The organism is Oscillospiraceae bacterium, from assembly GCA_031265355.1.
Classification (GTDB): domain Bacteria; phylum Bacillota; class Clostridia; order Oscillospirales; family UBA929; genus JAIRTA01.
Genome location: JAISCT010000041.1, coordinates 1 through 26,467, shown reverse-complemented (window position 1 = coordinate 26,467; position 26,467 = coordinate 1). Strand labels below are relative to the sequence as shown.

The 26,467-nt window shown below is 60.1% G+C and carries 27 protein-coding genes, 1 tRNA gene and 1 pseudogene; 8 read left to right on the top strand and 21 right to left on the bottom strand.

Features of this window, described 5'->3' with window-relative positions; all coding sequences use genetic code 11:
• Positions 1 to 514 precede the first annotated feature (514 nt).
• The 5 genes and pseudogenes from LBK75_05825 to LBK75_05805 form a co-directional block, all read right to left on the bottom strand.
• Positions 515 to 952, bottom strand: coding sequence for a hypothetical protein (locus LBK75_05825; protein MDR1157812.1), 438 nt, complete (start codon positions 950 to 952; stop codon positions 515 to 517).
• Between the two features lie 17 nt (positions 953 to 969).
• A pseudogene (locus tag LBK75_05820) lies at positions 970 to 1,218 on the bottom strand (DUF3990 domain-containing protein).
• Positions 1,219 to 1,714: 496 nt separating this feature from the next.
• Positions 1,715 to 1,791: transfer RNA gene (locus tag LBK75_05815), tRNA-Arg, on the bottom strand.
• Between the two features lie 163 nt (positions 1,792 to 1,954).
• Complete coding sequence (locus LBK75_05810; protein MDR1157811.1) at positions 1,955 to 2,716, bottom strand: class I SAM-dependent methyltransferase; 762 nt, start codon at positions 2,714 to 2,716, stop codon at positions 1,955 to 1,957.
• Entirely contained in the window at positions 2,713 to 3,000 is a 288-nt protein-coding gene (locus tag LBK75_05805; protein MDR1157810.1) for a hypothetical protein, read from the bottom strand. The genes LBK75_05810 and LBK75_05805 overlap by 4 nt, the downstream gene beginning before the upstream one ends.
• A 224-nt stretch (positions 3,001 to 3,224) precedes the next feature.
• On the opposite strand from LBK75_05805, the gene LBK75_05800 reads away from it, so the two are divergent.
• The 5 genes from LBK75_05800 (at position 3,225) to mnmA (ending at position 9,300) form a co-directional block, all read left to right on the top strand.
• Positions 3,225 to 3,998, top strand: a complete 774-nt coding sequence (locus LBK75_05800) for an RsiV family protein (GenBank protein MDR1157809.1) — start codon at positions 3,225 to 3,227, stop codon at positions 3,996 to 3,998.
• Between the two features lie 164 nt (positions 3,999 to 4,162).
• On the top strand, positions 4,163 to 5,731 hold the full coding sequence (locus tag LBK75_05795) for a hypothetical protein (protein ID MDR1157808.1): 1,569 nt from the start codon (positions 4,163 to 4,165) through the stop codon (positions 5,729 to 5,731).
• Positions 5,732 to 5,796: 65 nt separating this feature from the next.
• Positions 5,797 to 6,750 carry a MoxR family ATPase gene (locus tag LBK75_05790; protein MDR1157807.1) on the top strand — a complete coding sequence of 318 codons (954 nt, stop codon included), beginning with the start codon at positions 5,797 to 5,799 and terminating at the stop codon, positions 6,748 to 6,750.
• Positions 6,740 to 7,954 carry a DUF58 domain-containing protein gene (locus tag LBK75_05785; protein ID MDR1157806.1) on the top strand — a complete coding sequence of 405 codons (1,215 nt, stop codon included), beginning with the start codon at positions 6,740 to 6,742 and terminating at the stop codon, positions 7,952 to 7,954. The genes LBK75_05790 and LBK75_05785 overlap by 11 nt, the downstream gene beginning before the upstream one ends.
• A 230-nt stretch (positions 7,955 to 8,184) precedes the next feature.
• Complete coding sequence (gene mnmA, locus LBK75_05780; protein MDR1157805.1) at positions 8,185 to 9,300, top strand: tRNA 2-thiouridine(34) synthase MnmA; 1,116 nt, start codon at positions 8,185 to 8,187, stop codon at positions 9,298 to 9,300.
• Between the two features lie 60 nt (positions 9,301 to 9,360).
• Here the strand turns inward: mnmA and LBK75_05775 are convergent, their stop codons facing one another.
• The 3 genes from LBK75_05775 to LBK75_05765 form a co-directional block, all read right to left on the bottom strand.
• Complete coding sequence (locus tag LBK75_05775) at positions 9,361 to 10,776, bottom strand: putative DNA binding domain-containing protein (GenBank protein MDR1157804.1); 1,416 nt, start codon at positions 10,774 to 10,776, stop codon at positions 9,361 to 9,363.
• Between the two features lie 74 nt (positions 10,777 to 10,850).
• Positions 10,851 to 12,209 carry a PFL family protein gene (locus LBK75_05770; protein MDR1157803.1) on the bottom strand — a complete coding sequence of 453 codons (1,359 nt, stop codon included), beginning with the start codon at positions 12,207 to 12,209 and terminating at the stop codon, positions 10,851 to 10,853.
• Positions 12,210 to 12,263: 54 nt separating this feature from the next.
• Positions 12,264 to 12,533, bottom strand: coding sequence for an ACT domain-containing protein (locus tag LBK75_05765; GenBank protein MDR1157802.1), 270 nt, complete (start codon positions 12,531 to 12,533; stop codon positions 12,264 to 12,266).
• A gap of 137 nt (positions 12,534 to 12,670) precedes the next feature.
• On the opposite strand from LBK75_05765, the gene LBK75_05760 reads away from it, so the two are divergent.
• Positions 12,671 to 13,630: a serine acetyltransferase gene (locus LBK75_05760; protein ID MDR1157801.1), complete on the top strand. Its 960-nt coding sequence runs from the start codon at positions 12,671 to 12,673 to the stop codon at positions 13,628 to 13,630.
• Between the two features lie 5 nt (positions 13,631 to 13,635).
• Here LBK75_05760 and trmD read toward each other — a convergent pair whose 3' ends face one another.
• From trmD to xylB, 13 genes are all read right to left on the bottom strand, one after another.
• Positions 13,636 to 14,340, bottom strand: coding sequence for a tRNA (guanosine(37)-N1)-methyltransferase TrmD (gene trmD / locus LBK75_05755; protein MDR1157800.1), 705 nt, complete (start codon positions 14,338 to 14,340; stop codon positions 13,636 to 13,638).
• Between the two features lie 5 nt (positions 14,341 to 14,345).
• Entirely contained in the window at positions 14,346 to 14,840 is a 495-nt protein-coding gene (rimM, locus tag LBK75_05750; GenBank protein MDR1157799.1) for a ribosome maturation factor RimM, read from the bottom strand.
• 14 nt (positions 14,841 to 14,854) lie between these two features.
• On the bottom strand, positions 14,855 to 15,085 hold the full coding sequence (locus LBK75_05745) for a KH domain-containing protein (protein MDR1157798.1): 231 nt from the start codon (positions 15,083 to 15,085) through the stop codon (positions 14,855 to 14,857).
• A gap of 14 nt (positions 15,086 to 15,099) precedes the next feature.
• Complete coding sequence (gene rpsP, locus LBK75_05740) at positions 15,100 to 15,342, bottom strand: 30S ribosomal protein S16 (protein ID MDR1157797.1); 243 nt, start codon at positions 15,340 to 15,342, stop codon at positions 15,100 to 15,102.
• Between the two features lie 57 nt (positions 15,343 to 15,399).
• The gene (gene ffh / locus LBK75_05735; protein ID MDR1157796.1) at positions 15,400 to 16,752 is read right to left on the bottom strand and encodes a signal recognition particle protein; all 1,353 of its coding nucleotides are present in this window, start codon (positions 16,750 to 16,752) and stop codon (positions 15,400 to 15,402) included.
• A gap of 81 nt (positions 16,753 to 16,833) precedes the next feature.
• On the bottom strand, positions 16,834 to 17,202 hold the full coding sequence (locus LBK75_05730) for a YlxM family DNA-binding protein (GenBank protein MDR1157795.1): 369 nt from the start codon (positions 17,200 to 17,202) through the stop codon (positions 16,834 to 16,836).
• A gap of 197 nt (positions 17,203 to 17,399) precedes the next feature.
• A complete protein-coding gene (locus LBK75_05725) occupies positions 17,400 to 17,795 on the bottom strand; it encodes a hypothetical protein (protein MDR1157794.1) in 396 nt (131 codons plus the stop codon).
• A gap of 96 nt (positions 17,796 to 17,891) precedes the next feature.
• Positions 17,892 to 18,758, bottom strand: a complete 867-nt coding sequence (locus LBK75_05720) for a sugar phosphate isomerase/epimerase (GenBank protein ID MDR1157793.1) — start codon at positions 18,756 to 18,758, stop codon at positions 17,892 to 17,894.
• 84 nt (positions 18,759 to 18,842) lie between these two features.
• The gene (locus tag LBK75_05715) at positions 18,843 to 19,949 is read right to left on the bottom strand and encodes a substrate-binding domain-containing protein (protein ID MDR1157792.1); all 1,107 of its coding nucleotides are present in this window, start codon (positions 19,947 to 19,949) and stop codon (positions 18,843 to 18,845) included.
• A gap of 142 nt (positions 19,950 to 20,091) precedes the next feature.
• A complete protein-coding gene (locus LBK75_05710; protein MDR1157791.1) occupies positions 20,092 to 21,114 on the bottom strand; it encodes an ABC transporter permease in 1,023 nt (340 codons plus the stop codon).
• Between the two features lie 69 nt (positions 21,115 to 21,183).
• Positions 21,184 to 22,692, bottom strand: coding sequence for a sugar ABC transporter ATP-binding protein (locus tag LBK75_05705; GenBank protein MDR1157790.1), 1,509 nt, complete (start codon positions 22,690 to 22,692; stop codon positions 21,184 to 21,186).
• Complete coding sequence (locus LBK75_05700; GenBank protein ID MDR1157789.1) at positions 22,689 to 23,762, bottom strand: LacI family transcriptional regulator; 1,074 nt, start codon at positions 23,760 to 23,762, stop codon at positions 22,689 to 22,691. Before LBK75_05700 ends, LBK75_05705 begins: the two co-directional genes overlap by 4 nt.
• A complete protein-coding gene (xylB, locus tag LBK75_05695) occupies positions 23,759 to 25,330 on the bottom strand; it encodes a xylulokinase (GenBank protein ID MDR1157788.1) in 1,572 nt (523 codons plus the stop codon). Before xylB ends, LBK75_05700 begins: the two co-directional genes overlap by 4 nt.
• A 367-nt stretch (positions 25,331 to 25,697) precedes the next feature.
• Between xylB and LBK75_05690 the strand changes: the two genes are divergently transcribed.
• Both LBK75_05690 and LBK75_05685 read left to right on the top strand, forming a co-directional pair.
• The gene (locus tag LBK75_05690; protein MDR1157787.1) at positions 25,698 to 26,207 is read left to right on the top strand and encodes a helix-turn-helix domain-containing protein; all 510 of its coding nucleotides are present in this window, start codon (positions 25,698 to 25,700) and stop codon (positions 26,205 to 26,207) included.
• Between the two features lie 5 nt (positions 26,208 to 26,212).
• On the top strand, positions 26,213 to 26,467 hold a 255-nt coding region (locus LBK75_05685), incomplete at its 3' end, for an IS630 family transposase (GenBank protein MDR1157786.1).

Below are 26,467 nucleotides of genomic sequence, written 5' to 3'. Positions count from 1 at the left end.
TACAAATTATACTATGAATAGGGAGGTCTGTCAAGCATTAATCTTTAAAAAAACCATATGTTATGGTACTTTGAAGCACCCGGTCTGGTTTCTAGTACAAAACAATGTAAAACTCATGTCCTGACGCCGTTTCTCCGCTGCCCAGTTGACGCAATCGAAATAAAAGCGACGCAAACCGGAGGTCCGTACGGACCTCCGGTTTGCTGCAGTTTGCAGACCAATGTCAACAGGTTAAGGGAAAATGCGAGGAAATGAAGGGTCAAGAGTTGAGTTTACGATTGTGGCGAAACTTTGCCTTACGCGGGGATGGGTTTCGAGGCTTAGAACGATCCGGGCGCGTTGGAACCACATGCTCTGTCAATAAAGAGAGTATTCGCCCAACTTTCTTTCTGCGAAGCCGTGAGTTCGGTTCAAGTACCGCCAATATGAACTGACACTTGTGACAGATGTTTTTATGCGGCGGTGAAAAAAAGTGGGGACGCATGAGGCAATCTTCTTTCTCCGCCAGTAATGTTTAGTCCTTAACAGGCTCACCATCAAGATACGAAAGATACAGATATTCAGGGCTTTCGTGGTACATGCTGCACCTATAGTCACTTATTTTATCGCTTATCCACGAATTATAGATGTGGGCAAGTGCGTCAATCGGAGACAAGCCGCCGTTTTCGGCGACATCAACGATTAGGCGCTTGTAAACTTTGGAAATGTCAAAAACCGTGGGAACATTGAACTCCCCCACAGTATTATCGAAACCGCCCGCCGTAATGCCGCGCTTCTCAACCAACTCGGCGGCGGTATTCTCAATCGGCTCACAATGGTACACGTCCGCAAGCTCCAAACATTTGGCAAGCGTGTCCTTTCCGAGCGCGTTTACAACATCGGCGCGGCGGTTCTTCGTCGCCCTGCCGATATGCTCAATCAAGGAGCAGACAAAGAATAAATCGTTGTCCAACTTCGGCTCTCTCCCCGTTATACTATCACCTCGCAACTTTCTAGATATTTCAAGCAGTCAAGCGCGGGCGTGGCGCAGAACGCTATCTGGTGGGTAGGGTGCTTAAATTTCGCCAGCACCCAAAACTGCGCCCGCGTCAAACCGCCGCTTATGAAATCGGCGATATAGTTCCACACTTGGTCATTGGCCATCGCACCCTCGACAATCGCGTAATCGTGAGGCTTACCGCTCCTGCAATCGACGATAAAGTCAAGCCATTCATCGGTTTGCAACAGCATACCATAAAAATAGGATAATCGCAACATAAAATCGTGATTTCTCGAACGACATTTGAGATGACGACATATTCCTCGTGTTTCTTCCTGTCGGTTTCATATCGGAGGGCATGGAGGCGGCGAAAACAATATTGTGAAATATATAAGAAGTTTTTCTCGGTTTCAGCAATATTTTCATTCAAAATTCCCTGGCGCCGGGGTCTTCCATATCTCGCAGGATGTCGTTCTGGCCGCGTTCGTCGGCATCGTGCAGGGGTTGCTGTGCGCGGGGACCGCCGTGTTTTTGCACCAGTTGGTTAAGCAGGCCGGTAAGTCTGATTGATGCTTTTGTTCGGCAAAAGGCCCTCCTGATGCCGTCTCAGGAGGGCCTTTCTATCTCCAGTTTTTCTCCAGTAAGGTCGGAAAAACTGGAGAAAACGAGGGTAAATGAGGGTAAAGTAAAATCCCTAGAACCGCTGCGGCCCTAGGGATTCAATGGTTTGCGGGATGGCACGCCCGACAGGACTTGAACCTGTGACCTACTGGTTCGTAGCCAGTCACTCTATCCAGCTGAGCTACGGGCGCATATGACATGACCGAGTGAGCTCACCTCACACAGCTTATTTATCGTAGCATACTCGCCTCCAAAAATCAAGGGGGTGAGCCTCAAATAGACAAAAAAGTATTCAGTGACAAAGCCCTGTCGTCTACACCACTCTCTACCGGACGCAGTGGAGATCCGCGGCAGCTAGGCGCGGCGGCGGGCGGCGGGACTGTGGACGACGAAAAATATCCGGTTCTCGTCTGTGCGGCCGCGCCGCAGGGCACGTGGGCCGTGGGCGCGAATGCCGACAAAACCGACCTCCGCGAGCAGCCGGCGCCATGTCTCCGGCGGATAGGCGCGCTGGGTGTGGGTTTCCTCCGTGCGCCGCCAGAGGTCGTCGGGCCCGCGCGCGAAGAGATCGAGTGTGTGGCGCGCAAGCAGACGGTGAGGGTTCCAGTCTGTGTGCCATACGCAGAAGGCGGCCTCCGCGCGGCTGACAAAGTCTCGCCCGTCCCGCGCTGCGAAATGAGCGGGCATGAGCGCGTCAAATACAAATACCCCGCCCGGCGCGAGAAAGAGGCGCACCCGCGTCAGCGCGCGCCGCACGTCGCGCTCGGCGGTCAGGTAGTTCAGCCCATCCAGACAGCACACGGCGGCATCGACCGTGCCGTAGAGGTCGAGCTGCTGCATCTGTTGGCACAGGAAGAGCGGCGGCGGGTCGAGACCGGCGGCGCTCGCCTGTGCTTGGGCCAGCATGTCTTCCGAGCTGTCGACGCCAATCATGTCGTACCCGCGCCCGGCCAGCAGACAGGTCAGCTGTCCCGTGCCGCAGGCCAGATCCAACACAAGGCGCACGGGCGTTTTAGTCCGCGCAAACTGCCGCTCGGCAAAATCGGCCCACGCCGCGTAGTCGACGTGGTCCATCAACTGGTCATAATGGGCCGCGAGCCCCGTATAGGCGCTCAAGAACCCAGCCGGTCCAGTGCCATTTTGTAACCGTCCGAACCGTACAGCAGAGAACGGTTGACGCGGCTGATGGTGGCGCTGGAGGCGCCGGTCTCCGCCGCAATGGCCGCATACAGACGGCCGGCGTACAACAGCCCGGCGACATGGAAGCGCTGCTGCAGGGCCTCCAGTTCCGCCACCGTGCAGAGGTCCTCAAAGAAAGCGTAACATTCCTCACGGTTTTTCAAAGAAAGAATCGCTTCGAAAAGCCGATCCAGCCGCGGATTTTCCAATTTAGCAGACATCATATACCACCTGTCGTCCTATCGTCTTGTCCGCCGCCGGCTGTCCGTCGTTTTGCCGGCGGTTTTGCCCACTGCTATCTTACGGTTCAGATGCCGGATGCACTTCTGGCACCTGAACTATTTTATCGCATTACTGTATAGAAGTAAATGCGTTTTCACAAAAAACACGCCTATTTCATAGTATGCCGTGTATGCCGTAAATGCCGCATGAGGAGGAGATCGATTTGACACAGGGGAAGCGAGAGACCAGACCGGAGGAGATGCTGTCGGCGTATACGCGCCGCGGCGCGATCTCATGTGGGGCTGCGCCGATCGTCCTTCACTATGAGCTGTCGGTGCCGCAGGGGGCGGCGCACGCGTGGCCGCGCGGGGGCCGCCACATCGACCGGTGTTATCGCCGATTGATTGGCCGCCTAGAGCGGGACGCCCGCCGGACGCTGCGTCGGCGCGCGATGCGCCTGTATCGTGCGGCCGCCGGGCAGGGGACGCCTTTTGCACCTGTCGTGACGGTACTGTCCTACACGGTCACTCTTTTGTCGGACGGCGTACTGTCCCTGTATCGGGATTACACGGAAGAGGCGGATGCCGGCGCGGGCGCCGTATGGCGCGCCGCAGAGACCTGGAATCTCTGTGAAGGCTGTCCGGTGACGTTACACGGACTGTTGGGCCGGCGGAGCCGTGCGTATGCCGGCTTGCTTGCGGCGGCGGAGAACCTGCTGGCTGCCCAACGCCGGGCAGGCGCGCCGCTCTATGGCGACTTTTCCGCGCGGGCACACCGCTTCTTCACGGCGGAACGGTTCTATCTGACATCGGATGAAATTGTTATTTTTTGGAATCCTGGTCTGCTGGCGCCCCGGTGTGCGGGGGTTTGCAGCGTTCGGGTGCCCTATGAGAATCTGGGGATAACGCGGCCCGTGTTTTGTGAACCAACGGGTCATCCTCTGCGGGAGACGCTGCCGCGTCTGCCTTGGCCGGTGCGGCTGGGGAGGATTTCATGAAAGTTTTTTACGGAATTTGGGCAAAACTCTTTTAACGAAAAGGCAAATGTGTTAAGGTGTTATAGAGACCATGGCCGACGGTAAAAAGAAAAGAAAGGCGCGCCGGCGGTGGGGTGATTGTCCGCATCCAGATTGTGGACGTGCGACTGGGAGGAAGATGGGTTATGCAGTGTGCGGTATGCGGAGAACCTCTGTGGGAGGGACAGAGATTTTGTATCAAATGCGGCGCGCCTCAGATGCAGCCGGCGTCTAAGCCGGCGGAAGCGCCGCTGCCTATGGGAGAGACGCCTCCGGAGCACGCGCCCGTCTGGGCGGCTGCGCCGTCTGAGACGGGCCCGGCTGCCCGGGTGCCGGAACCGCCGGTTTGGGCGCCGGAGCCGCCGCCCGTGGCGGAAGCGCCTGCGGGGGACAAGCCGGCGGTCTGGGCGCCAGAGCCGCCGCCCGTGGCGGAAGCGCCTGCGGGGGACAAGCCGGCGGTCTGGGCGCCGGAGCCGCCGCCCGTGGCGGAAGCGCCTGCGGGGGACAAGTCGCCGGTCTGGGCGCCGGAGCCGCCGCCCGTGGCGGGAGCGCCTGCGGCGGACGAGCCGCCGGCCTGGGCGCCGGAGCCGCCGCCTGTAGAAAAGGAACCTCCAAAAAGTGAATCGACCGCCTGGACGGCCGCACCGTCTGACATTACTATGGCGTCTTGGGTGCCGCCGGCTGCGCCTGCGCCAGCGGCGGACACACCACCCGAAGTGAGCAGCAAACCGGCCGCCACGCCGCCGCCGCCGGCTTCGGGGTGGTCGTTGCCGGGCGCCGCGACTTGGGCGGCGCCGCCGCCACCCGGATGGGTCCCGCCGCCGGCCCCGCCGTCGTGGCATCAGGGCGGCGGATATCCCCCCTATGGCGCATACGGTCCCCATGGGCCCTATGGGCCGCCTTACGGGCCGCCGCCTCCAAACCAGCCGCCAGCTTACGGACCGCCCCCCAGTGGGGGTCGTCCCTATGGTCCCTATGGCGGACAGCCGCCCTATTATGGGCCGCCGCGCCCTCCGGCGCCGCCGGGACAGCGCGCCGTGCCGCCGCCTCCCTCATGGGCCTCGCCGGGACGGCCCGCCTGGCAGGCGCAGCCCGGAACCAGTCCTTACGGGTTGCCAGATGCACAGCCGGCCAAGAAGTCCAAGGCGCTGCGCATAGTCCTCTTTTGCCTGCTGGGCGCGGCTCTGTTGGGGGCCGGCGTCTATTTTGGATTCTTCTACCGGGGCGGTTTTTTAAACTCCGGCCCCGAGAAAGAGATCAATGTGCTCTTTGAGGACTTCTCCGGCGCGATTAAAACAGGCGATTATGAGACTGCGGAGACCTATCTCACCCCCGATCTACTTGCACGGTCGGGGGCCGATATGGACTTTCTGATCGACATCGTCGAAACCTGGAGCAGTGCGACGTTCACATTGGACGATCTGAACATCACCAGCGACGAGACCTCGGCGGTCGGGACGGTGAGCATACATGTGAAATTCCTGAAGGAGTTCTCGTCTTTTTATGAAATGGATTTTGAGAAGATCGGCGAGAAATGGCTGATTGCGGATGTGCTGCTCTTGGAGTCCAATCTCCCGTTCGAAGATGGTTTCCCCTTTGGCGAGGATTTTCCCTTTGAGGAGGCTTTCCCCTTCGATGGCTTTGAGAGTTTTGAAGATTTTGACTCCTTCTTTGCAGAACCGGAGGCTGAGGTACCTGTCGCCCGTCGCGGATGACACGCGCGCTGCGGGCACTTTTAGGAATTGTGTTAGAGTCCCTTACAGCTAGGAGGAACCCATTCATGCCAACGCCCCAGAGTGTGATGCGCGCTGTTGTCGAAAACATTTCCCGGGTTATCGTGGGCAAGAGGACAGCGGCGGAGCTCATGCTGCTCAGCTTGTTATGCGAAGGACATGTGCTCATTGAGGATAGACCCGGCGTCGGGAAGACGACGTTGGTTTCCGCCATGGCGCGGTCTGTCGATTGTTCCTTCCGCCGCATCCAGTTCACCCCCGATATCCTCCCGTCGGATATTACAGGATTTTCGATGTTCAACCAGAAGAGCGGACAATTTGAATTCAAACCCGGTCTGGTCATGAGCTGTTTTGTCTTGGCCGATGAGATCAACCGCACCTCGCCCAAGACGCAGGCCAGTCTGCTTGAGGTCATGGAGGAGTGCCATGTGACCGTGGACGGCGTTACCTACCCGGTAGGGCCGCCCTTTATGGTTATGGCCACTCAAAATTCCGCCGAGTATGTGGGGACATATCCGCTGCCGGAGGCGCAGATCGACCGCTTTTTCATGCGTATCTCGCTTGGATACCCGGAGGCCGACGAGGAGGTGGCCATCCTCAAACGGTTCGGCGCACAAAATCCGCTGTTTGGTTTGTCTCCTGTGACAGACGGAAAGACCATCGTGGCCCTGCAGGAGATGGTGCGGCAGGTGTATGTGGAGGACAGTGTGTACCGCTATATCGTCGCGCTCACGCGTCGCACGCGTGAACATCCGGATATCGAACTGGGTGCCAGTCCCCGCGGCAGTCTGGCACTGTTTCGGGCTTCGCAGGCCAGCGCATTTTACCAGGGGCGCGGGTTTGTGCTGCCGGACGACGTCAAGATCATGTCGGCGCCGACACTGGCGCACCGGCTGATTTTACGCCAGGAGGCGCGTTTGCGCGGACAGACGCAGGAAGCGCTGGTTGCGGAGTCTCTGCGTCAGATCCCTGTGCCGGTGGTGCGGGCCCATGGCGCATAAACGGAAAAACAGGCCGCTCACGCGGCGCGTGTCTTATCTGATATTGCTCGCCGTCGCGTTTCTCTGTGCGGCCTTTGTCGGCGGACGGGTGATGCACACGCTGTTTTTTCTGTGCCTCGCGCTGCCGCTTCTCTCTCTGTTGCACTTGCTGCTCGTCCGGCGGCGTTTTGTCATGTCTCACTGGCTTGTGCAGCCGATGATTCCCAAGGGGACAGAGACCCGGTATAAGATGCGGCTCGTGAATAACGGCCGTCTGCCGGCCGCCCTCTTTGTTGTGTTGACCGGTCGGCCGCCGGCGCTCTCCGGAGCGGGCGCAGAGACGGACCGCGTTACCGGCCGCTTGTTTCCCGGCCGGCCGCTGCATCTGTCGGTGAGTACGGGTTTTTTGTATCGGGGGCTGTATGAGATTGCGGCGCCCGCTGTGCGCGTGTTAGACATGCTGGGGCTGTTTGCCCTCCGACTGTCCCCGCCGCCGTCCGTGGCGCTCACGGTCTGCCCGCGGGTGCATCCGCTGCCGCAGTGCCGGCGCCTCACCGTCCTCACGGTCCAGGAGCGGCCGCGGCACACGAACCGGACCGGCGACGATGTGTCCACGGTCAGCGACACAAGGGCCTATCAATACGGTGACCCGATGCACCGGATCCATTGGAAGCTCTCGGCGCAGAAGGGGGAGATGATCTCCCGGCTCTATGAGGATGAAAACAGTCCGGCGCTCCTGTTGGTGCTGGACACAGCGCCGCCGCCGTGCGGAGAAGAGGGCTCGCCGCTGGAGGTGGCCGATCGGATGGTGGAGTGCGCGGTGTCTGTGCTCTCCTTTTGTTTACAACACAATGTGCGTGCCCATCTTGTCCACCGGACGGAGGGACGCGTCTGCTGGTTTGAGCAGTCGGACAAGCCTTCCTTTGATCATCTGTTTCGTCATCTGGCCACGTTGCCCTTTGATGCGGAGGATTCTCTGACGGATTTGCTGTGCAAGCTGGCGGCCGACCGCCCGTTTGCCGACGTGGTGGTCTTTACGGCGGCGCTGCCAGAGGGATTGCCGGATGCTCTGGCCCGGCTTGGGGGGCAGGTTGGCGTGCGGCCCGGCGTCGTCTACACGCCTCCAGAGGGGGCGTCGCCGCCGTCTTGGGAGGGACCGCTGCCTTTTTCGTTCTGCGAGATAAAACAGGGAGACGGCATTACGGACGCGCTGGCCCGGTGGTGAGGCCGTGCCGGCGGTGCCCGCGTTTTGGGATTCGACGCCGTGCCGGGCACCGTTGGATGTATGATACTTGAACCATGTATGACACTTGAATCTGGGGACGGTTCAAGTGTCACGTGCGAATGATTGTTGAACCGTCCCCTAACGTGGGTTGCACCTGCAACCCACAACCCAAATTCTTGTTTTTTGTTGCCGCTTCGCGGCAACAAGGTACTATACACGGGGAGGCGTCGATGAGCGGGGAAGACACCGGCCGACTGGCGGAGAGCGGCGGCGCGCTCATTGCAATGAGTGGGGGCGTCGACAGCTCTGTCGCCGCATGGCTGACCAAGGCGTCCGGCGTCGTCTGCACGGGCGCGATGATGAAACTGTATTACAATGAAGACATCGGCCGGGACCGGGACAGAGGCTGCTGCACGCTGGCGGACGCGGAGGATGCGCGCGCCGTGGCCTTTCGGTTGGGCATCCCGTTTTATGTCTTTAATTTTGTTGATAGTTTCGTCGCGCAAGTAATGGAAAAATTTGTAAAATCATATCAGAACGGCCGCACGCCGAACCCTTGCATCGACTGCAACCGGTATCTTAAATTTGATCGTTTCCTGCAGCGGGCGCAGGAGATGGGGATGGACGTCATTGTGACCGGCCATTACGCCCGTATTGCGTACGACGGCGGGCGTTACCTACTAAAGAAGGGGCTGGACGCGGCCAAAGATCAGAGCTATGTGCTCTACGCGATGACGCAGGCCCAACTTGCGCGCACCCGTCTGCCTCTCGGTGCGCTGCGCAAGACCGAGGTGCGTGAGATCGCGCGGGCACAGGGTTTTGTCAATGCCGGCAAACCGGACAGTCAGGACATCTGTTTTGTGCCGGACGGCGACTATGCGCGGTTCATCGAGTCTTACACTGGGCGCGCCTGCGCGGCGGGCCGATTCGTCGATGCGAAGGGGTGCGATTTGGGCGCGCACCGGGGGATCATCCACTACACGGTGGGGCAGCGGCGGGGTCTCGGCCTCGCAGGCGAGCGGCCGTACTACGTGTGCGGGGTTCGTCCGGAGGACAACACCGTGGTGGTGGGGCCGTCGGAGGCGCTCTATGTGCGGACGCTTTATGCGCGGGACATCAATCTGATCGCGGCCGACCGGCTGGACGGCGCCGTCCAGGTTGGGGTCAGGATCCGCTACAAACAGCCGGAACAGCCGGCGACGGTCCGTCAATTGGACGAGGACACATTACAAGTGACCTTCAACACGCCCCAGCGGGCCGTTACCCCCGGCCAGGCCGTCGTCCTCTACGACGGCGACACCGTTCTGGGCGGCGGCACGATCGAGACGGCAACAGTGAGGTCATAAGGCCAGTCGTTAAGAAATCTCTCGATGCTGTATCCGACAGGGGGTTTTCAGGGGTCGCCTTTATTTTATCGCTCGGTACTTTCGATTCCGGTTTGCGCCGCTGGCGGCTACTTTGCCGCTGTCCACAAGCTGCTGTAACACGCGCCGAGCGGTGCGGTCAGTTCTGCCGATGATTTTTGCGGCTTCGTTTGCGGTCACTTCTCCGTTGGCGAGCAGGTACGCGAGCAGAATTTTATGGCTCGACATATCGTTATCGGACACGTTATCGGACATCTGTCCGATAACGGTGGTGTTTATGTCCGATAACACGAGCGGTACGATTGTCCTGAACACATCGCCCTCGATGAGTTCAGGTTCGCCGCCGTTCGTATAGATTTTTGTATATTTGTACAAATTTCGCACACCGGAACCAAGTGCGTCCGCATAGCCGATGTTTACAAAAAAGTTCGCTATTAAGGGGTTTTTGGGTTGTGGTGTGAATGTTTCCGGGTCCAGTTTGCCTGGCAATTTCGGTAAACACCAATTCTCAGCGACGATACGGTCACGTTCGATGATGACTTTTGCTGGAACGGTGCTTGTATATTCGCGGTGCGCAAGGATATTGCTTACAAGCTCGCGGGCGATTTTGGAGCGCGGACTCACCGACTGTACGCCCTCAATATAAAATCTGTCGAGCGTATGTTTGGCGATAAACCCCATGATTTGGTTAAACGCCTCGATCAAGTTACAGGATACACGCAGACGGTCGTCATAGCGGTCGAGATTTTCTCGGCGAAGTATGCAATCGGTGACATATCCGGACAAGCACGAGCGTATGACTTCGTCGCGCCCAAACAGCAGTATGGCTGCAAGTGTGAATCCGGTTCTTTCAGCATCGCGGTTGGTTTGGTAAAGGCTTGCACTTTTTAGAATCTCCATATCGGACATATCCGTCCACGGATGATCGTCGCGCACAGTTTTGGCGCGAATACGCACTCTTGGCATCAGCTTTTCAAACAGCATATCGTCGGCAGTGATATATGGAAAAATTTTACTTTCTGAAGAGATCCCTCTTTTCCTGTCATATATCATCGCCGCCAACTCTGTATTGCGCGTAATGTCTATATCGCCATCCTCGGCGCGGTCATATAGCCTGCCACCGAACATCACAAGCTGCGAAGTGAGCGGGACATAACACCAAAGTATGATTTTTTCGTCCATTTCCGATTTATTGAGTGTGATATACAGCGTGGGACTGAACCTCTGTGCGTTGTTGAGCGCGGATACGAAGTCTTTTTTTATGCTTTCGACAGCCTCCGGCGCCACGCCGGTCACAGTGCCATTGTCTTCGACCCCGAGCAGGATATAGCCTCCATAGCGGTTGGAGAACGAACAGACCGTCTCGTAAACACTTTTTGGAAGTTCGCTGTGGCAGCGCTTGAACTCAACCGTCAGCCCCTCGCCGTCGTGCAGCAGTTGTTGTAACATTGTATTCATCACTGCGCCTCCTCTGCGATATTGATTCAGGTAAAAAGTCTCGCCCGCCGCTTGTCGGCGATTTTACAAGCCTGTCAGTTCTTAAAACTGTGCAGCGGCGGGGGGATGCGGCCGCCGCGGTGGATGAAGGGGCTGCAGTCGAAACGGTTGACCGCCATGACGGGGGCGGCGCCCAGGAGACCGCCGAATTCCACCATGTCGCCCACGCGCTTGCCCGCCGCCGGGATGATCCGCACGGCTGTGGTCTTGTGGTTGATCATGCCGATCGCCATCTCGTCCGCAATGAGACCAGAGATCGTCTCAACGGGCGTGTCGCCCGGAATCGCCACCATGTCGAGCCCGACCGAACACACGCAAGTCATCGCCTCCAACTTCTCCAGCGTCAGCGCTCCGCACTGCGCCGCCTCGATCATCCCGTGGTCCTCACTGACCGGGATGAACGCGCCCGACAGACCGCCCACATAGCTCGAAGCCATGACCCCGCCCTTTTTGACGTTGTCATTTAAAATGGCCACTGCCGCCGTGGTGCCCGGCGCACCGGGCTGTTCAAGCCCCATCTCGATGAGGATCTCGGCCACGCTGTCCCCCACGGCGGGCGTGGGCGCGAGCGAGAGGTCGATGATGCCGAAGGGTACGTTCAGCCGGCGCGACGCCTCCTGTGCCACGAGCTGTCCGGCCCGCGTGATCTTGAAGGCCGTGCGCTTCACCGTCTCGCACAGCGTCTCGAAGTCGGCGCCTTTCACCTCGGCGAGCGCGCGCTTGACAACCCCGGGCCCGCTGACGCCCACGTTGATCACCCGGTCGCGCTCGCCAACGCCGTGGAAGGCGCCCGCCATGAACGGGTTGTCCTCCACGGCGTTGCAAAAGACGACAAATTTCGCGCACGCGAGAGAACCACGGTCGCGCGTCAGATGAGCCATCTCGCGGATGATTTCGCCCATACGTCGCACGGCGTTCATGTTGATGCCGGCGCGCGAAGAACCGACGTTTACACTGGCGCATACCCGTTCGGTCTCGCTGAGCGCCTCGGGGATGCTGTCCACCAACGCTTTGTCGGCGGGCGTCGAACCCTTGTGGATGAGTGCCGAATACCCGCCGATGAAATTGACGCCCACAGCCGCCGCCGCCCGGTCCAGCGTGCGCGCCACCGACGCGTAATTTGCGGTGCCTGTGCCCGCCGCCGCGATGGCGATGGGCGTCACGGCAATGCGTTTGTTCACGATGGGGATGCCAAACTGCCGCCCGATGTCGTCGCCCACCGCGACGAGGCTGCCCGCCGCCGACGTGATCTTGTCGTATATCTTGCGGCGGAAGACGCCGGCGTCGGCGTCGGCGCAGTCCAGCAAGCTGACGCCCATCGTGATGGTACGCACGTCGAGATTGCTCTCCTCAATCATGCGGTTGGTCTCTTGCACCTCAAACCTCGAAATCATAGGCCGCCTCCCATTTTGCCGATTTGCCGTAAAATGAAAAATAGGATAAATCCGTCAGACCCGGTGCATGGCGTCGAAGATGTCCTCGCGCTGGAGTTTGACGCGCACGCCGATAGACCGGCCGACGTCCTCCAGCCCGGCGGCGGTCTGTTCGAAACTGCCTTTGTTCTCGGTGAGGTCGACCATCATGACCATGTTGAAATAGCCGTGCACGATGGTCTGTGAGATATCCAGAATGTTGATGCCCTGCTCGGCCAGATAGGTGCAGACACGCGCGATGATGCCCACGCGGTCCTGCCCCAGCACGGTGATGATTCCTTTCATCGGCGGGTTCCTCCTACTCGCAAACAAAATCGAAAACAAAAGGGACGCCGCGGCGCCCGGACATCTCCGACGGACAGATGCCCGCATTGACACGGTGCGCGCCGCCGGAGTATAATATGGGGAAAGGGGGGATCGTCGTGGGGAAACCGACGGACAAGGGCATCCGCATGCTGGTGAGTGCCATGCTGGAGAGCTACCGCGAGATGCCCGAGACCATCAAGGTTTCGGCATCGAACAAGGTCAATAAAGACGTGATCATCGAGAGCATCGAACAGCTCCGATACCTGCTGTTCCCGGGCTTTTTCGGGGATAAACATCTGAAGAGCGATTCGGTGGAATACCATGTAGGGGAACTGCTGGAAACGTTGATCTATCACCTGCAAAAGCAGATCGCACGGGCGCTCCCCAACCGGAAAGAACCGGTGGCGGACCCCGAGGCCGAAGCCGAGGCGGTTACATATGCCTTTTTGGAGCGGCTGCCGCACATCCGCCGTCTGCTTGCGATGGATGTGGCCGCCTTCTATGAGGGCGATCCGGCCGCGTTTTCGACGGATGAGATCATCTGGTCCTACCCGGGTCTGTACGCCGTCATGGTGAGCCGCCTGGCACATGAGCTCTACCTGTTGGATGTGCCGCTCATCCCCCGGATGATGACCGAACACGCGCACAGCCTGACCGGTATCGATATCCACCCGGGCGCTACCATCGGCCACCACTTCTTCGTGGACCACGGCACGGGGATCGTCGTCGGCGAGACGACGGTTATCGGCAATAATGTAAAAATTTACCAAGGCGTAACGTTGGGCGCGCTCTCCACACGGGGCGGCCAAGGGCTGCGGGGCGTCAAGCGCCACCCCACCATTGAAGACAATGTCACTATCTACTCCGGCGCCTCCATCTTGGGTGGTCAGACAGTGATCGGCGAGGGCGTTGTGATCGGCTCCAACGCCTTCATCACGACGAGCGTGAAGGAGAAGACGAAGGTCAGTGTCAAGAGCCAGGAACTCCAGTTCAAGACGGACCGGCCGACAGGGGTAGAACGGCCGACAAAGACCCCGGCGCTCACCGAGGATGCGTATTGGGATTTTGTGATCTGACCGGATCAGTCCCCCCGACTCTGTTTTTCCAGATAACGGGCCCACAGATCCGGGCGGCGGAGGCGGGTGCGTTCTTCAGACTGCGCCTGGCGCCACGCTTGGATGTTTTTGTGGTGCCCCCCCAATAAGATGGGCGGCACCGCGCGCCCCTGCCAAAATTCCGGGCGCGTGTACTGTGGGTACTCAAGCAGACCTGCCCAGTGGCTCTCGCCCGTAAAGCTGTCTTCGTCGGCCAGTACGCCGGGTACCAGACGGCAGACGGCGTCGCACAGCGCCATAGCGGGGATCTCCCCGCCGGTGAGTACGTAGTCGCCTATGGAAACTTCTTCCTGCACGCAGACGTCAATGAAGCGTTCGTCCACGCCCTCGTAGTGGCCGCATACCAGGATGAGATGCGGGTATGTCACGAGCCGCCGGGCCGTATCTTGATTCAGCAGCGCGCCCTGCGGGCTGAGCAGGATGGTGCGCCCGCGGCCGGCCACTTTCCACACGTGCTGCAGGCAGCGGTAGAGCGGGTCGGCCTGCAAAATCATGCCGAGCCCCCCGCCGTACGGGTAGTCGTCCACCTGCTTTTGTTTGTGGATGGTATAGTCGCGGATCTGGTGGCAGTGGATGGCGAGATGTCCGCGTTCGCGGGCGCGCCCTAAGATGCTGGCGCCCATCATGGCCTCGACGGCGTCGGGGAAAAGCGTCAGGATGTCCACGCGCATATCGGTCACATCCCCTCGATGAGCGTCACCCGGATCGTCTGCCCGGGCCAGTCGATCTCTTTGACAAACGCCGGTACATTGGGGATGAGGTGCTCGCGCCCCTCGGCGTCGCGCACAACATAGACGTCGTGCGCCGGTTGCTGCCAGACGTCCGTCAGCGCGCCGATCGACTGTTTTGAGGCGCAGTCCACCACCGAAAAGCCGATCAAGTCCTGGATAAAGAAACGGCCTTCCGGAAGGGCGGCCTCCGCGCGGTCCACATGCACAACCTGGCCGCGCAACGCCTGTGCCGCCGTCACATCGTCCACGCCCCCGAGCCGGAGCAGTGCCAGGTGTTTGTGCGGACGGGCCGAGAGCAGGGCATACGCCCGGCCGGCGATGTAGAGCGTTTTGAGCGCAGAGAAAAAAGCGACGTCGTCGCACCAGGGATTCAGGCGCAGCTCGCCCCGCACGCCATGCGTACCCACGATGACGCCGGCCTCCAAAAACCGCTTGTCCATAGAAGTGGTCTCCGTCACTCCATGATCTCGACGGAGACCTTGGTGTCGGCGCGCTGGCCGACGGCCTTCATCAGAGTGCGCACCTCTTTGGCGACGCGCCCTTGGCGGCCGATCACCTTGCCCATGTCGGCGGTGGCCACGCGCAGCTCCAAGACGAGGTCGTCGCCCCGCTCGGTCACGGTCACGGAGACCGCGTCGGGCTCATCCACGAGATGGCGCGCCACATAGGTGAGGAGCTCTTTCAGTTCTTCCTGCAACATCAGAGAACACCCGCTTTTTTGAGAAGAAATTTTACGGTATCGGTGGGCTGCGCGCCCGTGCGGATCCATTCGAGTGCGCGTTCGCCGTTTACGTGGATCTCCGCCGGATTTTTCAGAGGATCGTAGGTGCCGATCTCCTCGATGAAGCGGCCGTCGCGCGGGTAGCGGGAATCGGCCACCACGATGCGGTAAAAGGGAGATTTCTTGGCGCCCATCCTTTTGAGTCTCAACTTGACCATGATGTTTTACCTCCAGTGTGTAGTTATTTTTTGTGTCTCGTACGGCAGGGGAAGACCTTCTTACGAAAACCCAAAGGGAAGACCGCGGTTCTTTTTGCCGCCCTTCGGCGGTTTGCCGCCGGTGCCCATGATGCGGCGGCTCATCTGGCGCATCATCTCGAACTGTTTGAGCAGTTTGTTGATGTCCTCCACACGGGTGCCGCTGCCGGCGGCCACGCGGCGTTTGCGCGAGGAATTGAGGAGAGCGGGGTTTTCACGCTCCTGCTCCGTCATAGAGAGAATGATGGCCTCGGTGCGCGACAGCGCCCGCTCGTCGAGCTTCGCGCCGGCGAGCGCCCGTTTGTCGAGGCCGGGCATCATGCCAAGCACGTCAGAGAGAGACCCCATACCGCGCAGCTGCACCAGCTGGTCGTAAAAGTCCGTCAGCGTGAAGCGGTTGCTCCGCAGGCGGTTTTCCAGCTCCCGCGCCTTTTCGTTGTCAAAGCTGCGCTCGGCCTTTTCGATGAGCGTCAGCATGTCGCCCATGCCAAGGATGCGGGAAGCCATGCGGTCGGGGTGGAAGACTTCGATGTCGCCCAATTTTTCGCCGACGCCGCAGAATTTGACGGGCTTACCCGTCACGGCGCGCACCGACAGCGCGGCGCCGCCGCGCGCGTCCCCGTCCAGCTTGGTCAGCAGCACGCCGTCGATGCCCAGCGCCTCGTTGAAAGCGGTGGCGGCCGACACGGCGTCCTGCCCTGTCATCGCGTCGACGACCAGCAGGATCTCGTGCGGCGACACGGCGGCCTTGATGCGCCGCAGTTCGTCCATCAGCGCCTCGTCGATATGCAGTCGGCCGGCGGTGTCGAGGAAAACCATGTCGTTTCCGTGCCGCACAGCGTGGGCGACGGCCTCCCGCGCGATCTCGACGGGATCCGACTGCCCGCGCTCGAAGACTGGGAGCTCAAGCTGTTCGCCGACAATCTGAAGCTGCCGGACGGCCGCCGGGCGGTATACGTCGCAGGCGACCAGCAGCGGGCGTTTACCCTGCTGTTTTTTCATCATGCCCGCCAGTTTCGCGCCGTTGGTCGTTTTGCCGGCGCCTTGCAGACCTACCAGCATGACGATGGTAGGCGCCTTGGCAGCGACGCTGAGTTTCGCGGCGCCGCCGCCCATCAGGGCGGTCAGGTCGTCGCACACGATCTTGATGATCATCTGGGCGGGCGTCAGGCTTTCGAGCACTTGGGCGCCGACGGCCTTGGCGGTGACGCCGGCGATGAAGTCCTTGACAACTTTGTAGCTGACGTCGGCCTCCAGCAGGGCCAGGCGCACTTCACGCATGGCCTCGCGGACGTCGGCCTCCGAGAGGCGGCCTTTGCCGCGCAGCTTTTTAAAGACATTGCCCAGTTTTTCGGAGAGACCTTCAAATGCCATGTTGTGCCTCATTGCGGCGTCTCCTCGGCAAAGATCGAAGAGGGCGCCCTGATTGTTGGTGTGTTCGGCGCCGCGCCGGGCTCACTCCGCGGGTTTTATGCCGGCCAACCGGCGGATCTCGTCGGCGCACCGGCGGACGTCGTCGCCGGCCAGCCCCCGGTTGCAGAGGGCGGCGAGCTCTTCCGACAGTTGGGCGATGGCGTCCAGAGATTCCCGCACGCGGCTATAGCGCGCGACGAGCCCGAGCCGCGCCTCCATATGGCGCAAAGTACTCTCGGCGCGGGCGATCACATCGCGCACGCCCTGCCGAGTGATGCCTTTGCTCTCGGAGATCTCGGACAGCGAGAGGTCCTGATGGTAGTAGAGATCAAAGTAGTCGCGCTGTTTGTCTGTGAGGAGGTCGGCGTAAAAGTCGAACAGATAGGCCATGTCCAGCGGATCCGATTTCACGGCGGTCACCTCGCTGACTTTTTGTAAAGCGACTTTCCTTTACATCTCCACCATTATATGCAACGCGCGGCGATTTGTCAAGTGTTCTTTTTTGCGGTATGCCTCGACGTTACGCCAAAGTTTTTTGCAAAAGTGCGGCCCGGATCCTGTTGTACGGGATCCGGGCCGCACGCGCTCGCGCCGAGCGGCGTTTGTGTTCACAGCTTGCGCCGATAATGACGGGTGGCCAGCAGCAGCGTGAGCGCCGACAGGCACAACGCGCCCGCGGCGATGAGGCCGGGGAGAGGATAGCCGATGGCCACGAACAAAAATGCCATGACGGCCAGAAACCCCTGCGACACCGCATAGCTCACCGAGGCCGCCAGCATCGCGATCATACGGTTTCGTTCGTCGCTGTGTTCGATCTCCTCCCGCTGCAGGGCTTCGGGCGAGGCGAGACGGCGGCGGATGAGGCGCCAGCCACTGGACACCAGCAGCGCGACGCCAAACCCCGTAAACATGCCAAACAGCATGTTCATATTGTGTTCCACTTCGGTCAGGGTGAGCTGCGCGTACACGCCAAAGGCGGCGATCACAGCTCCGAGCACTGCCATCGGTCCATACTTTTTTAGAAAAATAGCGGTCTGCCATCTGCGAGCCCATTTTTTGGTTCAGTGCCAGGAGTGTGCCTGGCATTGAACCGTTTTTGCTCAACCGAAGAGGCTGCGGATGAATGCGACCGATCGGGCCGCCTCGCGGTCCAGCTCCGCCTCGTCGGCGCCGTCCGATAGGTCGCGCCACAGCCGGATGTCGCGCCCGACTTCGCCGCCCGCCGTGACAAACGGCTCCATCACGACTTTCCCATCGAATCCGATCTCATGCAGCGCCGCGCCGATGTCTCCCCAGGGCATCCGACCCGGGCGGGGCGGACGGCGGTTGGCTTCGCCGATGTGCAGTTCACCCAGACGGCGGCCCGCCAGACGGATCGCGTCTGTCAGGCTGTCCTCCTCAATGTTCATGTGGAAAGTGTCCAGCATCACCCCAACGTTGTCCCGCCCGACCGCGTCGACATAGGCCGCCGCCTCTTTGGTTTCGTTCAGCAGATAGCCCTCGAAGCGGTTCAAAACTTCCATGTACAGGGAGATGCCGTGCGCCGCCGCCAGATCGGCCAGACAGCGCATATTGTCCGTGCTGCGCGCCAGATCGCCGGCTTTGTCGGGCGTCACGCCGTAGTCCACCGGCCAGAAGGAGTAGAGCGCGCCGCCGAGGCTGTCGATACCTGCCGCCTGCATCTTGGGGAAGATGTCGCGGTAAAAAGCGAACGCATTTTTGACGACGGCCGGATTGGGGGAGGCGATGTTGTGTGTGGGCCGAGGGCCGTACCCCCCGGTCAGTCGGAGGCCGGCGGTCTGGGCGGCCTGTCGCAGTTCCTGAAAATATGAGAGCGGCATTCGGTCGAAGGCCCCGCAGGCGACCTCCAGGATGTCGAAGCCGAGCCGCTTGACTTTCTCCACATAGGAGATAAAATCGCCGTCCCAGCGCTTGGCCCAGTATGCGTAGTAGATGCCGTACTGCATGATATCCTCCATGTTTTGTTTTCTGTGTGGGCGATGGGCAGGGAGTTTATCCCTGCCCATCGCCGTGTTTATCGGTTGACTGGACTATTCGTATAGGCAGGAGGCGACGTTGGGATCGTCCACGTTGGAGGCGTCGTAGAAGTGGAAGGGGACGCTGACGTCGCTGACGCTCTCCCCGCGGGCGGCGCGGATGGCCGTGTCGACCACGGTGTAGCCGATCTTCACGGGATCTTGCGTGATGGCGCCGTAGAGGATGCCGTCGCGGACAGCCTGCACCTGGATGGCGCCGGAGTCAAAGCCGATCGCGCACACGCCGTCCGGACCCAGCTTCTGCAGAGATTCGTTGACATTGACGATGGCCTTGGCGGAAAACTCGTTGGAACCGTAGAGGCCGATGAGATCGGACTTGTTCAGGAGAGTTTGCGCGGCCACGTTGCCGGCGGCGTCGGTGGTCTCGGCGGGGATGCCGACATCGAGGATGACCTTGGCGTTCTCGCGTTTGGCGTTGTACATGTCGTGGCCTTCCACGGAGCTGATGTCTGCGCCGCAAAGCGTCACCATGCGGTCGATGAAGCCCTTGGTGCGCTGGGCCACCGACTTGGAGGTGGTGTCCTGCGCCATCACGCCGATGCGCACGGGAGCGGTGGGGTTTGTGAGCTTGTTTTTCAGTTTCTCGAACATTTTGTCGGCCGCGTGGGCGCCGGCGGCCACGTTGTCGGTGGCGACGAAGGCCAAGACGGCGCCGCCGGTGTCGGCTTCGATGTTGGCGTCAAAGGTGATAAGAGGGATCCCGGCGCCGCCGGCCTGGGCGATCAGGTCCATGGACGCGTCCTGGTCCAGAGGCGCGAAGCAAATGGCGTCGGGCGCCTTGTTGATGGCGTTGCTAAGCTGCTCAATCTGCTCGCTGATGTTGGCTTCGCTCGCAGGGCCGACAAAGTTGATGGATGCGCCGTAGGCCGCGCCCGCCTCGTTACAGCCCTTGTTGACCATCTTCCAGAAGTCGACCTGAAAACCTTTGGAGACGACTTCGATTTTCAGCGCGTTGCCTGCGTCGCCGTTGTTGTCTGGGCTGTTTAGGTTGTTTGGATTTCCGTTGTTGTTTGCGTTGTTTGTGCCGCCGCACCCGGACAAGGCGCCGGCCGCCAGCAGAACACAAAGGGAAAGTGCGATGAGCCTGCGAGTGGTGTTCATGGGGTGGTCCTCCTAATATGATTTTGGGCGCCTTCGGCAGCGCCGCGTCCGGTGCCGCGGAGGCGTCCTTTATCCATGCATCGGCGCGTGGGAGATGCATCGATAGACAAGTGAGCGCTCAGGAGTTCGGCGGTCTCGCGCGTTAGCGCTTGCGCCGCCGGCGGTTCAGCACATCCGCGAAGACGGCGGCCACCAGAACGAATCCGGTAAAGAACAACTGGTAGTGCGGTTGAAGCCCGATGAAAGGGAGGCCTGTCCTCAGCACGCTCATGATGAACACGCCGATGAGCGTGCCGGCGATGGAGCCGATGCCGCCGGACAGCGAAGTCCCGCCGATGACTGTGCCCGCGATGCCGTCCAGCTCAAAGCCGTTGCCGGTGCCGGGCAGGATGGTGGAGTAAATGGAGGCGTAAGCGATGGCGGCGAGACCGGCGAACAGGCCGCTGATGACGTAAGCCAGGATCTCCCATTTCACGACGTCGACGCCGGAGAGGCGGGTGGCTTCTTTGTTGCTGCCCAGGGCCAGGATGTATCGCCCCGGCCTGGTCTTACCCAGAATGAACGCCATGACGGCCGCCAGTAGAATGAGCAAAATAAAGCCGGTGGGCACGCCCCCGCTGGGCAAACCGTCCCTCATCAGTTTGAAGATGCCGCGGAACCATCCGTCGTCCGCGTGACGCTGCGGGAAGGTGACGCTGGCGGTGGCCGTCACGATCGACCCGAGTCCCCGGGTCACCATCATTGTACCGAGAGTGGCGATGAAGGCGGGCAGTTTCATCACGGCCACCATAAACCCGTTGCAGAAACCGAACAGGCCGCCCATCGCGATGCACAGCAGCAGACACAGCCACATCGGAACACCCAGTTTGAAGTACAATGTCCCGGAGATGAGGGCGCAGCAGACCATGACGGTGCCGCAGGAGAGATCGATGCCCCCGGTGATGATGACAAAGGTGACGCCGATGGCGAGAAAACCAATGTAATAGGAGGAATCCAGGATGCTGACAAAGGTGTTGTAGGCGGCGAAATTGTCGCCGGCCGTGCAGAAGAACAGATACAGCGCGCCGAGTGCGACGACGGCGACCAGACGCTGAGTTCCAAAAATCTGGAATAATTTGCTAGAATTTGACAATAAAGAGGTTGGGTACGGTCTGTTTCCCGACATGTTTTTGACTCCTTAGGGCCGGCCTCACCGGAAACATGCGGCCGGGCAAAGAAAATCTGGTGCGGCGTCTCAGGAGACGCGGCGCGCTTCTCTCAAGGTGGCTGCGTGCATGATCTTCTCCTGTGTCGCCTCTTCGATGGGGATCTCCGCGGTCTTCCGCCCCTCGCACATGACCATGATGCGGTCGCTCATGCGGAGGATCTCCGTCAGATCGGAGGAGATCATGAGGATGGATTTGCCCTGCCGCGCCAGTTCGTGCATCAGTGCGTAGATCTCCGCTTTCGCGCCCACGTCGATGCCGCGGGTCGGTTCGTCGAAGATGAGGATCTGGCTGTCGCGGGTGAGCCATTTGCCGATGACAATCTTCTGCTGGTTGCCACCGGAGAGTTTTCGGACTTCCTGGTGTTCCGACGGCGTTTTGATCCGCAGCGTCTCGATGTGACGGCGAGCCGCCCTGTCCTCCTTGGACCTGTTCAGCGAGAGACCCTTCATGAAATCCCGCAGGGAGGCCAGCGTGATGTTGGCGGCGATATCCTTCTCGACCAGCAGACCGTAACGCTTGCGGTCCTCGGACAGATACCCGATGCCGGCCGCCACCGCGTCTCGGGGCGAGTGGATCCGACAGGGTCGGCCGTTGACGAAGATCTCGCCGCCGTCCGGCTTGTCCGCGCCAAAGATGGCTCGGGCGGTCTCCGTACGGCCGGCGCCCATCAGTCCGGACAGACCGAGGATTTCGCCTCGGCGCAGGTCAAAGCTGACGTCCTTGACCAGAGAGCCCGCCCGCAGGCGGCGGACGCTGAGCACCACCGGTGCGTCCGCCGGGATCTCGCTGCGGTTTTTTGGGTCCTCGTAGACCGCCCGCCCGACCATCATACGGACGACGTCGTCCTTTGTGCAGTGCGCCGTCGTCAGGGCGCCGACGCATTCGCCGTCTCGCATGACGGTGACCCGGTCGGTGATCCGTTTGATCTCGTCCATGCGGTGGGAGATGTAGACGATACCGATTCCCCTGCTGCGCAAGTCGAGAATGGTCTTGAACAGCTCCTCGATCTCGGAGTCGGTCAGAGCCGCCGTGGGCTCGTCGAATACGATCACCGAGGCCTCGGTCGAGATGGCCTTCGCAATCTCGCACATCTGCTGGCGGCCAATGGTCAAACTGCCCATGGTCGCCTTCGGGTCGATGTCGATCCCCAATTTTTGAAACAGCACGTGCGCGTCCCGGTTCATTTTGGTGTCGTCGATCACTTTGCCCCGCATCGGTTCCCGGCCGATGAACACATTTTGCGCCACTGTCAGGTGGTTCAACATGTTCAGTTCCTGGTGGACGATGACGATGCCGGCCGCCTGCGCCTCCCGCGGGTTTTTGAACATTACGGGCCGCCCCTCGAAGGTGATGGTCCCCTCGTCCCGGGCGTAGATCCCGGTCAGGATCTTCATCAGGGTGGATTTTCCGGCCCCGTTTTCACCCATCAAAGCGTGGACTTCCCCGCGCATGAGGTCAAAGCGGGCGTCTTTCAGGGCCCGCACGCCGGCAAACGCCTTGCTGATACCGTCCATTGTGAGGATTGGCTTGTTCATGGCTGCGATGCTCCCTTCTGCTTTTTGGCGATGATCTTATGTTTGACGGCCACCCGTTCGAGGCGCGCGTCCAGCACGAACCGGGGGGCGATCCACACGCTCTCCGGTCGCGCGTCCGGGTTTCGGATCTGCGTCAGCAGCAGCGCCATGGCTTCCTGCGCCATCTCGACGCGGCCGCGGGTGACGTGGTTGTAGCGCATGTGCAGGTCGTCGAAGACGTCGATCTCGTCGATGCCTATGTGCTCGATATCCCGGGGGATTTTCAGCTTTCTCTCGGTCAGCGCCTGTAAAAAACCCAAACTGGTGTCATTGTTGCAGGTCAGCACCGCGCTGGGCCTCTCCGGCAGCGACAGCATCTCCCGGCTCAGGAGGCAGGCCGTCTCGCTTGTGAAGTCGCCCTCAAAGATGAATGTTCGGCGGACGGGCAGGCCGCACTCCTCGTGGGCCTTGCGGTAGCCGTCCAGACGTGCCCGCGCGATGCCGAGCTTCAAGCTGCCGGTGATGACGCCGATGTTTACATGGCCCGCCGCGATGAGGATCTTTGTGGAAAGATAACCGGCGTCAAACCCATCGAAGAAGACGCCGCTGCGCTGAAAGTCTGGCACGCGGCGGTCGATCAACACCACGGGGACGCCCATGTCGTCCAGAAGCTGTTTGGCCTGTTTCGTCACACCCGTCTCGCCGTGCTCCACCGAGGAGGCGTAGATGAGGCCGCCAATGCGCAGATCTCGAAGGACGCACAGGGATTTCACATCCTTTTCGGCGTTGTTCCCGGTGTCGAAGCAGACGGGGATCAGACCCTCCGCGTCGGTGATATTGACAATGGTCCGTAAGATCTTTCCGTAAAAGGGGTTGTCGATCTCCGGGATGACGATGCCGATGGTGCTGGAAGCCCGGTTTGATAGGCTTCGCGCCACGAGGGAAGGGGAGTAGCGGCGCTTTTGGATGATGTCCAGCACGCGGTTTCGCGTCTCCTCGTCCACCAGTTCCCCGTGGTTCAAGACCCGGGACACCGTCGCCTTGGAGACGCCGGCCTCCTTCGCGATGTCGTTGATCGTCGTCTTTCTCAAAGGGCACCCCCCGTTTCGGCACCTCCGGGACGGTGAAGCTCGCGGGCGTCTGCCAGTCGGTCGTAGACCGGGACCAGTTGGTCATAGGTTTGCTGAAAGAAGGAGAACAGCGTGTCGTACACCGTCTTGTGGGCTGGGTTTGGGCGGATCTCGTCTACGATCGGGTTGAATGCCCGGCAGGCCTCAAAGTCCTTGAAGAGTCCGATGCCGACACCGCCGCAGACAGCCGCGCCCAGAGAGGTGGCCTCCTCGATATAAGCCGGGACCAGCAGTGTCCGCTGCCAGATGTCCGCCAGGATCCGCAGCCAGGTCCGCCCCTTGGCGCCGCCCCCGATCATGATGATGTTGTCGAGAGTCTGTGTCGCGGCAAAGGCCTCTAAGATGATCCGAAGGTTGCAGCCAACTCCCTCCAGAACCGCCCGGGACAGATCGCCCTTTTGAGTGGACGCGTGCAGCCCGACAAAGGCGCCGCGGGCGTTCAGGTTCCACTGAGGGGAGCGCTCCCCGATCAGATAGGGAAGGTAGAGCACGCCGCCGGCGCCGGGACGGGCCGCTGCGGCCGCCTCGTCCAGGAGGGCGTAGACGCTGCGCCCCGTCCGCTCGGCCTGCGCCGCCTCGCCGCCGCAGAGCGTATTTTTGTACCACTGGTAGGAGAGCCCCGCCGCTTGCATCGTCCCGCAGGGGGTGTACAGTGTTGGATCCAGATGAACCCAGTTGAAGGTGCGCATCTGGGGGTCGAAGTACGGCTGGCGGGCCGCGCTGGAGATCCAGGAGGAGGTGCCGATGACGTTGTAGGCGCGGCCCTCTTTCACTACGCCGGCGCCCACGCAGGCACAGCTCCCGTCGCCGCCGCCGATGACGACGGGCGTGCCCTCTAGGAGGCCGCAAGCGCGGGCGGCCTCAGCCGTGACGCGACCCGCTACGTCGGTGGAGGGGTGCAGCTCCGGCAGGAGATCCCGCCGCAATTCGAACGCCGAGATCAGTTCCTCCGACCACATCTTTTTTTGGATATCCAGCAGATTGGTTCCGGAGGCGTCGCTGAAGTCTGTGACGAGGCGCCCCGTCAGCCGGAAGACGATATAGTCCTTCGCGTGGATCATCTTATCGGCCCGGCGGTAGACGTCCGGTTCATGCGCCCTGACCCACAGCAGTTTGGCCGCCGAGTAACTGGCGCTCAGCCGGTGGCCGGTGATGTGATAACCCCTCTCCGCGCCTACCCGGGCCTGCATCCAGTCCTCCTCGGCCCAGGCCCGCGAGTCCGCCCAGGTGATCATGGGCCGCAGCGGGCTGCCCTGCTTGTCCACCAACAGGCAGCCCATCATCTGGGCGCTGAAAGAGACGCAGAGGATGTCGGACGCCTTGGCGGCGGCCTCTTGCAGCAGCGTGCGTGTGGTGACACAGACAGCCTTCCACCAGTCCTCCGGATCCTGCTCCACCCAGCGGCTGTGCGGGTACATCGTGTCGTACGCGTAGACCGCGCTGCCGACAAGGCGGCCGTTTGTGTCGTACAAAGTGGCTTTGTTTCCGCTGGTGCCCAGATCGTGAGCCAGTAGATATCCGTTTGCCATAGTGAACCACTCCTTATCATGCCCATAAGGCAAGTTCTCATAAACACTCATTTTAGAGATTTCCATAAAATAGGGTGCCGTCAAACATGTCCGCCGCCGGTTGATGTTACCGGTTACAGAAACCGGTTTCATTGAGCATAGTATAACGTCCGGCGTGACATTTGTCAATCTGTTTTCGGAGTCTGCCCTGAAGATTGGAGCTGTTGTACAATTGGCAGGAAAAAATATTGTGAAAGAAAACCAAGCTGTCAGATCGCTGTTTACACTAGTGTACTGTATCGCTGATAAGCATGTAAATTTATTTTATTAAAATATTGCATAAATAGCCGTTTTATGGTAAGATAAAAAGAAACGGCGGTGAAGGTAAATGGGGAGGCCAAAAAAGTATAGCATCACACTCTCGGAAGAGGAACTGCAATTGTTAAAATCCATCATTCGCAAGGAGGGGACTTCAAGAACCATACGGCGTAGATGTCAGGTGTTGATCGACATTGATGAAGCTCACGGCAAAGTTCTGACCCATGAACAGAGCGCAAGATCGAATGGTATCTGTATGGTTACGGTCGGCAAAACTGTAAAAGAGTATTGTGAGGGCGGCCTTGATAAGGTACTCACATACAATCGCAACAGTAATTCTGACCAGGCACGCCGGAAACTTGATGGCCGTAGCGAAGCAAAACTGATTGAGATTGCCTGTGGTCCTGCGCCGGAAGGACATAGCAGATGGACGTTGCGCCTGCTGGAAGAAAAGTGCCGGGTAGAACTGGATATTCCGGTCAGCAAAGACACGATTGGTCGGGCTTTAAAAAAAACCAATTACGACCTTACCGCAACGACTACTGGTGCATCCCACCGAAGGAAAACGCAGAATTCGTAGCCTGCATGGAAGATGTTCTTGACGTATATGAAATGCCCTACGATCCAACGCGCCCAGTCGTCTGCATGGATGAGAAGCCTTATCAGCTTCTTGGTGATGCGAGAGAACCCCTCCCGATGCGTCCCGGAGATGATCTGAAAACAGATTCCGAATATGTGCGGGAAGGGACATGCAGCATATTTGCATTTGCGGAGCCGCTTGGAGGCATCAGGCATATCAGTGTGCGCGAGCATCGCACTGCATGTGACTGGGCAGAGGAA

Bases quoted from the DNA above. Each gene is read 5' to 3' on its own strand.
- LBK75_05710 (MDR1157791.1), bottom strand. From the start codon at position 21,114: ATGTCGGGAAACAGACCGTACCCAACCTCTTTATTGTCAAATTCTAGC.
- LBK75_05770 (MDR1157803.1), bottom strand. From the start codon at position 12,209: ATGATTTCGAGGTTTGAGGTGCAAGAGACCAACCGCATGATTGAGGAG.
- LBK75_05715 (MDR1157792.1), bottom strand. From the start codon at position 19,949: ATGAACACCACTCGCAGGCTCATCGCACTTTCCCTTTGTGTTCTGCTG.
- LBK75_05805 (MDR1157810.1), bottom strand. From the start codon at position 3,000: ATGTCTGCTAAATTGGAAAATCCGCGGCTGGATCGGCTTTTCGAAGCG.
- LBK75_05690 (MDR1157787.1), top strand. From the start codon at position 25,698: ATGGGGAGGCCAAAAAAGTATAGCATCACACTCTCGGAAGAGGAACTG.
- ffh (MDR1157796.1), bottom strand. From the start codon at position 16,752: ATGGCATTTGAAGGTCTCTCCGAAAAACTGGGCAATGTCTTTAAAAAG.
- LBK75_05795 (MDR1157808.1), top strand. From the start codon at position 4,163: ATGCAGTGTGCGGTATGCGGAGAACCTCTGTGGGAGGGACAGAGATTT.
- LBK75_05725 (MDR1157794.1), bottom strand. From the start codon at position 17,795: ATGGCAGTGCTCGGAGCTGTGATCGCCGCCTTTGGCGTGTACGCGCAG.
- rimM (MDR1157799.1), bottom strand. From the start codon at position 14,840: ATGGACAAGCGGTTTTTGGAGGCCGGCGTCATCGTGGGTACGCATGGC.
- mnmA (MDR1157805.1), top strand. From the start codon at position 8,185: ATGAGCGGGGAAGACACCGGCCGACTGGCGGAGAGCGGCGGCGCGCTC.
- LBK75_05775 (MDR1157804.1), bottom strand. From the start codon at position 10,776: ATGAATACAATGTTACAACAACTGCTGCACGACGGCGAGGGGCTGACG.
- LBK75_05785 (MDR1157806.1), top strand. From the start codon at position 6,740: ATGGCGCATAAACGGAAAAACAGGCCGCTCACGCGGCGCGTGTCTTAT.
- LBK75_05765 (MDR1157802.1), bottom strand. From the start codon at position 12,533: ATGAAAGGAATCATCACCGTGCTGGGGCAGGACCGCGTGGGCATCATC.
- xylB (MDR1157788.1), bottom strand. From the start codon at position 25,330: ATGGCAAACGGATATCTACTGGCTCACGATCTGGGCACCAGCGGAAAC.
- trmD (MDR1157800.1), bottom strand. From the start codon at position 14,340: ATGCGCGTGGACATCCTGACGCTTTTCCCCGACGCCGTCGAGGCCATG.
- LBK75_05720 (MDR1157793.1), bottom strand. From the start codon at position 18,758: ATGCAGTACGGCATCTACTACGCATACTGGGCCAAGCGCTGGGACGGC.
- LBK75_05790 (MDR1157807.1), top strand. From the start codon at position 5,797: ATGCCAACGCCCCAGAGTGTGATGCGCGCTGTTGTCGAAAACATTTCC.
- LBK75_05705 (MDR1157790.1), bottom strand. From the start codon at position 22,692: ATGAACAAGCCAATCCTCACAATGGACGGTATCAGCAAGGCGTTTGCC.